A 285-nucleotide genomic window follows, 5' to 3' on the forward strand; every position below is an offset into this window, starting at 1 on the left:
ACAACTCCCGCCCCATACCAACCCACTGCGCCCCCTGCCCCGGAAACACAAACACCACCCGGTCAGCACCCGCCGACACAGCACCCCGCACCGAGCCCGACGCACTCACCGCACCCGACGCCAACCCAGCCAACCCGGACACCACTTCACTCATCCCGGAACCGACCACCACCGCCCGGTCCTCGAACACACTCCGAGTCGCCGCCAACGACCAGGCGACATCCACCGGCCGCACACCCTCACCCACCGACTCCGCGAACGCGGCCAACCGACCCGCCTGCCCCG

Annotated in this window: 1 protein-coding gene; it reads right to left on the reverse strand. The window is 70.2% G+C overall.

Annotated elements, in window-relative coordinates; translation table 11 throughout:
* Nucleotides 1–268, reverse strand: a 268-nt coding sequence (locus tag JS756_RS36370) for a hypothetical protein (RefSeq protein ID WP_205387529.1), incomplete at its 3' end; no start/stop codon positions are given.
* Between the last annotated feature and the right edge of the window lie 17 nt (nucleotides 269–285).

It is taken from the genome of Streptomyces actuosus (assembly GCF_016921115.1).
Taxonomy (GTDB): domain Bacteria; phylum Actinomycetota; class Actinomycetes; order Streptomycetales; family Streptomycetaceae; genus Streptomyces; species Streptomyces actuosus_A.